This window comes from Streptomyces sp. NPDC059455, from assembly GCF_042750115.1.
GTDB classification, from domain to species: domain Bacteria; phylum Actinomycetota; class Actinomycetes; order Streptomycetales; family Streptomycetaceae; genus Streptomyces; species Streptomyces endocoffeicus.
Window position 1 is genome coordinate 20,446 of the sequence record NZ_JBHYVB010000073.1, and the last position, 6,268, is coordinate 26,713.

At 73.3% G+C, this 6,268-nt stretch carries 3 protein-coding genes and 1 pseudogene; 3 read left to right on the forward strand and 1 reads right to left on the reverse strand.

The features are described 5' to 3' along the window. Positions 1–75: 75 nt before the first annotated feature. A pseudogene (locus ACFXB5_RS24950) lies at positions 76–912 on the forward strand (NAD(P)H-binding protein); the annotation flags it as partial. A gap of 116 nt (positions 913–1,028) precedes the next feature. After that, entirely contained in the window at positions 1,029–1,727 is a 699-nt protein-coding gene (locus tag ACFXB5_RS24955) for a PIG-L deacetylase family protein (RefSeq protein WP_385211638.1), read from the forward strand. A gap of 25 nt (positions 1,728–1,752) precedes the next feature. Here the strand turns inward: ACFXB5_RS24955 and ACFXB5_RS24960 are convergent, their stop codons facing one another. Beyond that, positions 1,753–5,034: a GH92 family glycosyl hydrolase gene (locus ACFXB5_RS24960; RefSeq protein WP_385211640.1), complete on the reverse strand. Its 3,282-nt coding sequence runs from the start codon at positions 5,032–5,034 to the stop codon at positions 1,753–1,755. A gap of 230 nt (positions 5,035–5,264) precedes the next feature. Between ACFXB5_RS24960 and ACFXB5_RS24965 the strand changes: the two genes are divergently transcribed. Beyond that, on the forward strand, positions 5,265–6,146 hold the full coding sequence (locus ACFXB5_RS24965) for a GNAT family N-acetyltransferase (protein WP_385211642.1): 882 nt from the start codon (positions 5,265–5,267) through the stop codon (positions 6,144–6,146). Positions 6,147–6,268: the final 122 nt, after the last annotated feature.

A 6,268-nucleotide genomic window follows, 5' to 3' on the forward strand; every position in this document is an offset into this window, starting at 1 on the left:
TCCACCGGGCCGGGGGGCGGCAAACGCGTCGGGCAAGGGCACACGGGGCAACTCCACACAGTGGTGTAACCGGCAGCCCCCGGTAATGCGGCCCGACCGCGGGGGGCTACCCTCGCCGCACTCGGCGAGCGCGTCACAGCGGTCTCGCGGCGGCCATTGGCCGGGGCCGCCGGAGAGCTACCGGAGGGGGTACGCGGTCGGCAGGCCGATCTGGCCGACCCCGAAGGTCTGCGGCCCGCGCTGGAGGGGGCCGACGCGCTGTTCCTGCTCTTCGCGGGCGAGTTGCTCGCCGGTCCGCCGCGGACCGGCGAACTCCTGGACGTCGCGCGGTCCGCCGGCGTACGGCGCGTGGTCCTGCTCTCCTCCCAGGCCGCCGGGACCCGCCCGGAGGCGGTGTCCCACGCCCCCATGCGGGCGTTCGAGGACGCCGTCCGGAAGTCGGGTCTCGACTGGACGATCCTGCGGCCCGGGGGCTTCGCCTCGAACGCCTTCGCCTGGGCCGAATCCATCCGTAAGGAGCGCGTGATCGCGGCGCCCTTCGCCGACGTCGGACTGCCGGTCGTGGACCCCGCGGACATCGCGGAGGTCGCGGCCGCCACGCTGCGGGAGCCGGGCCACGCGGGCCGTACCTACGAGCTCACCGGCCCCGCCCCGGTCACCCCGCGCGGACAGGCGCACGCGATCGCCGACGCGCTGGGCGAGCCCGTACGATTCGTCGAACTGAGCCGGGAGCGGGCACGGGCGCAGATGCTGCGGTTCATGCCGGAGCCCGTCGCCGACGGCACCCTCGACATCCTGGGCGAGCCAACAGCCGACGAACAGCGGGTGAGCCCGGACACCGAGCGCATCCTGCGCCACCCGCCGCGTCCCTTCGCCGAGTGGGCGCTACGCCATATCGCGGCCTTCGCATGACCCCGAATGCCAGGATGGGCGGATGGCTACCGTCCTGGCATTCCACGCCCACCCCGACGACGAGGCGCCGCTGACCGGGGGGCACGCTCGCCCGGCTGGCCGATGAGGGACACCGGGTGGTGCTCGTGGTCGCCACGGACGGCCTCATGGACGCGGCCCCGGAGAACGGCGAACCGCCCCGCATGCGCGAACTGCGGACGAGCGCGGCCATCCTCGGCGTCGACCGCGTCGTCCACCTCGGCTACGCGGACAGCGGCCACGGCGCACTGCTCTACCCCGACCCACCGGACCGCACCCGCTTCGCGCGGGCGGACCCGGAGGAGGCGGCGGAGCGACTGGCCGCGATCCTGCGCGAGGAGGACGCGGCCATGCTGCTCACCTACGACCCCAACGGCGGCTACGGCCACCGCGACCACATCAAGGTCCACGAGGTCGGCCGCCGCACCGCCGAACTGGCCAAGACGCCGAGGGTCCTCGAGGCGACGATCCCCCGCGACACCGTCGAACGCCTGCTACGCCTCGTACGGCTCCTGCGCATCCCCTTGCGCCACGACCCCGCCGAGCTGACCACCCGCTTCAGCCCCCGCTCGGCCATCACCCACCGCTACGACGTCCGCCACTACGCCCGCCAGAAGCAGGCGGCCCTGGCCGCCCACCACTCCCAGGTGAACGGCGCGGGCCGCATGAACCCCGTCATGCGGAGGATGATCCGGCTGCCCACCCCGCTCTTCGGCCTGCTGCTGGGCCGGGAGTGGTACATCGACGCCTCCCCCTCCCGGCCCCACAACGCTGACCGTCGCGTCACTCGATCGTAGGTCGCGACTCTTCGCGTTGACTCACTCAGCCGCGGGCGACCGCGAAGACGTGGAGATCCGCGTTGTCCGGGAGGGTGACGCTCTTGACCGTCTTGCCCTCCGGCGCCCGGAACGCCTTCGTGGCGAAGATGTAGGCGTCCACCACGTCCTTGTCGCCGCCGCTGATGTTGCGGTACGGGGTCCTGGCGACGGTCACGTTGCCGTACTGGACCGTTCCGGCGCCGCCGCCCACCGTCCAGTCGGTGAAGGACAGGTCCGCCTCGTCCGAGCTGCCGTCGGTGTAGGTGACCTTGGCGGTGGCCTTCTGGTTGCCGTTGACGGCGCTGCCGATGAAGGAGAGGCCGGTGGACGGGGGCAGGGCGATGGTCTGGGCGGTGGCGGAGGCGTTGTCGGGGCGGCCGGACGGGGAGGCGGGCCAGGTGTAGTCAAGGCCCTGGGTGGTCCCCTTGGCGCCCGGCTCGAGGCCGGCGGCGGCGAGGGCCTGGCGGGAGTAGCTCCAGCCGCCGCCGTCGTAGTCGCCCTCGTCGTGCTCGCCGGCGTCCTCGGTCGCGCCGACGTTGTTGTACGCGGCGAGCAGCGAGCCGGGGGCGGCGACGGTGAGGGTGATCGGCTGGACGACTTCGGTGCCCTCGCTGGTCACCGTCACCTTCGCGTCGTAGAACCCCTCGGCCGTGTCCTTCCCCGCGCGCAGGGAGATCTCCGCCGTGCCGTCCGGGCCCACCGTCCCGGAGGCGGGTGAGGCGGTGATCCCGTCGGGGGCGTCGGTGGTGAAGCGCACCTCGGGGCGGTCGCCCTCGCTGACCGGGACGGCGGCCACCTTCACGGTCAGGCTGTCGCCCGGGGCGAGCGTGCCCGTGGTCGGGCCGACCCCGATCTGGTAGGGCTGCTCGCCCTCGCGGAAGGAGGGCGGGGCGTCGGACGGGGCCGAGCCCCAGGCGCGGTCGGGGGTGTCGGACAGGGTGTAGTCCAGCGTTCCGCCGTGCCGTACGAAGGACTCCGGCAGCCAGGGGCGGTCGCTCGCCCGCCCGTCCACCTTCAGCGCCTGGACGTAGGGCGTGCCGGGCGCGGCCTGCGGGGCGCGGATGGAGATGTCCCGGCCGCCGCGGTCGATCTCGATCCGCGGGAAGAGGGGCGAGGCCAGGACCAGTTCGGCGCGGGAGGGCACCTGGGGATACATGCCGAGGGCCGAGAAGACGTACCACGACGACATCTCGCCGAGGTCGTCGTTGCCGGGGATGCCGTCGGACTTCGTGGTCCACAGCCGGCGCATCGCGGCGCGCACGGTCTCCTGTGTCTTGTACGGCTGTCCGGCGTAGGCGTAGAGGTAGGGGACGTTGATCGACGGCTCGTTGTCCAGCTCGGACTTCTCGCCGCCCTTGCCGGTGAGCGCCCAGCCCCCGTCGGCGTCGTGGAAGAAGGCGTCCAGACGCTTCACCGCGGCGTCCTTACCGCCCATGGCGGCGAAGAGACCGGCGGGGTTGTGCGGGACCATCCAGGTGTACTGGGCGCTGGTGCCCTCGACGAAGCCGTTGCCGGTGGCCGGGGTGAAGCCGGTGACCCAGCTGCCGTCGGCCTTACGGTTGGCGGCATAGCCGCCGGTCTCCGGGTCGGCGGCGGCGTTGAAGTTGTTCTGCCACCACTGGGCGCGGCGCGCGAAGGTCTCGGCGGTGTCCTTACGGCCCGCGGCCCGCGCCAGTTGGGAGAGGGCGAAGTCCGCGCCGGACATCTCCAGGGTCTCGGCCGCGCCGCCCCAGGCGTTGGAGACGGACGGCATGTAGTGCAGCTTCAGGTACTTGTCGAGGGAGGGCCGCTGGCCGACCGACATGATGGGCTTGCCCGCCGGGCTGAGGTCCTTCGCGGTCGGCTCGGTGGCCGCCTTGACGAGCGAGTCGAGGGCGGCGTCGAGGTCGTAGTCGTCGCCACCGAAGGCCCGGATCCCGGCGAGGGCGGCGGCCGACGGGTCGCCGTTCATCACATGCGTCCCCGAGGCGCCCTGGAGCCAGCGGTCCCAGACGCCGCCGTTCTGCTGGGCGAGGTTCAGCAGGGACTGCGCGATGTCGGAGCCCTTGTCCGGCTCCAGCAGGGTGAGCAGCTGGAGTTGGGAGCGGTAGACGTCCCAGCCGGAGAAGGTGCCGTACTGGGCCCGGTGGCCCCGGCTCACCCGGTGCACCTCACCGTCGCTGCCCCGGTAGCGGCCGTCGGTGTCGCTGATGACGTTGGGGTGCAGCAGCGAGTGGTAGAGCGCGGTGTAGAAGGTGGTGCGGTCCGCGTCCGCGCCGCCACCGACCCGGATGGCGGACAGCTGCCGCCGCCAGGCGTCGTACGCGGCGGTGCGCACCTGGTCGAAGCCGCGCCGCGGCGGGTTCTCGGCGGCGAGGTTGGCCCGGGCGCCTTGGTCGCTGACGTAGCTGATGCCGACCTTGACGCCGACCCGGCGGGTGCCCGGGGCGAATTGGAGATAGCCGCCGGAGCCCTTCCCGGCCACCGGGCGGCCGTCGCCGCCATAGCCGCCGGAGCCGCCCTCGGCGCTGGTGGTGCCGGGCCGCAGGGTGCCGTCCCGCCAGGTGCCCTGGGTGGTGAACGGGGTGTCGAACGTGGCGGTGAAGTGCAGCGTGTAGTAGCCGCGGCGCCCCTCGGGGTCGAGATAGCCGCAGAAGTTGCCGCTGGTGACCGAGCCGGAGACGGTTCGGTGTTCCGGGTCGATGGTGAGGTCGGCGTCCGAGCTGCCGACCTCGGAGGAGGAGGTGCGGATCAGCAGGGAGGCGGTCTTGTCCGCGGGGTAGGTGAAGCGGGCCGATCCGGTGCGGGCGGTGGCGGTCAGGTCCGCACCGGCGCCGGAGGCGAGGGAGACGTGGTAGCGGCCGGGTTCGGCGGTCTCGTCGGAGTGGCTGAAGTCGGAGGCGTAGACCTGGTCCTTGGTGTCGGCGGCGGGTGAGGAGGTGACCTCGCCGACGTGGGGGAAGAAGGGGATGTCGCCCGCGCCGCCCGCGCACCCGGTGCCGGACATATGGGTGAGGCTGAAGCCGCGGACGCGAGTGGCGTCGTAGTGGTAGCCGCCGGGCGCGGCGGTCCGGGTGGCGTCGCCGCGGGTGTTCTCCGGGCTCCACGACAGCATGCCGAGGGGCGCGACGGCTCCGGGGAAGGTGTTGCCGCCGGCCGAGCTGCCGATGAGCGGATCGACGTACGCCGCCGGGTCCTTGACCAGCGTCGGCGGCGGGGCGGCCGACGCGGGCGCGGTGGCCGCGGTGGCGAGGAGCCCCGCGGTCAGGGCCGCGGCCGCCAGGGCGGCCAGGGGTCTTGAGGGCATTGCGGTCCCACCTTGTTGGAAGGGCCGCGATCGCCGGGTCGAGCAAGCCGTGGGGACCGTACCGCACGGGGGCCGTCGGCCGTAAGGGTGCGGTGACGGTCTTGACAGGGACACCTGGTTGGCGGCGTACTGATCGTTACAGTCAGCCTGACAACGTTGTCGCGTTCGCCGGTCGAGCAAGCCGCTTCCGCGTACCGGCAATCGCTCATCGGACGCGCCATCATGGGCGCATGATCCTCCGCCAGCTACGTGACACCGACGAGGACGCCGAGGCGGCATGGGAGGTGGTGGCCGCCGCCTTCGGGGACTCCGGCGCCCTCGCGGGCAAGGACGGATGGCCACCGGGGTACGTGGCCGAGGTCCATGAGCGGAACCGTCATCTCGCCCGCACCGACCCGGGCGGCTGCTGGCTCGCCCTGGACGAGGCCGGAATGCCGCTCGGCGTGACGCTGTCGGCCCGGCGCGAGGGCACCTGGGGGCTGTCGATGTTCGCGGTGCTGCCACGGGCCCAGCGGCAGGGCGTGGGCCGGGAGTTGCTGGCCGCGGCACTGCTGTACGGACGGGGGTGTCTGCGCGGCATCATCTGCGGATCGGAGGATTCGCGCGCGGCGAGCACCTACCGGCGCGCGGGGTTCGCGCTGCATCCGGCGATGCGGCTGCGCGGCACGGTCGGACCGGAGACCAAGGAGCGGCTGTCCCCGCCGGACGGCGCGGTGCACGAGGGCGTGGCCCGCCACCGGGACCTGCTGGACTCGGTGGACCGCCGCACCCGGGGTGGCGCGCACGGCGCCGACCACGAACTGCTGCTCACCCAGCGGCGGTTGCTGGTGGTGGACGACCTCGCGGGCAGCGGCTACTGCTATGTCGCCGAGGACGGCAAGGTCGAGATGCTGGCCGCGACCTCGCGGCGGCTGGCGAAGCGGCTGCTGACCGCCGCGCTGCTGTGCCTTCCGGAGGGCGCCGACGCGCGGGTGCCGGGGCTGACGGCCGAGCAGCAGTGGGCGGTGGACGTGGGGATCGAGGCCGGGCTCGAGCTGTCCACGAGCGGCTATGTGTGTCTGCGGGGGATGCCGCCGCCGATGCCGTACATCCCTTCGGGGACGTTTCTCTGACCGCGGGGCATCCGGTACGCGGACGGGGGGCCCCCCCCCCCCCCGGGGGGGCGCGGCCGCGCGGGCGGCGGGCGCGGCGGCGCGGAAGAGCGCGTGGGTGTGGGTGTACTATGTGACAAGCT

Coding starts and splice junctions, on each gene's coding strand:
- ACFXB5_RS24960 (WP_385211640.1), bottom strand. CDS start 5,034: ATGCCCTCAAGACCCCTGGCCGCCCTGGCGGCCGCGGCCCTGACCGCG.
- ACFXB5_RS24965 (WP_385211642.1), top strand. CDS start 5,265: ATGATCCTCCGCCAGCTACGTGACACCGACGAGGACGCCGAGGCGGCA.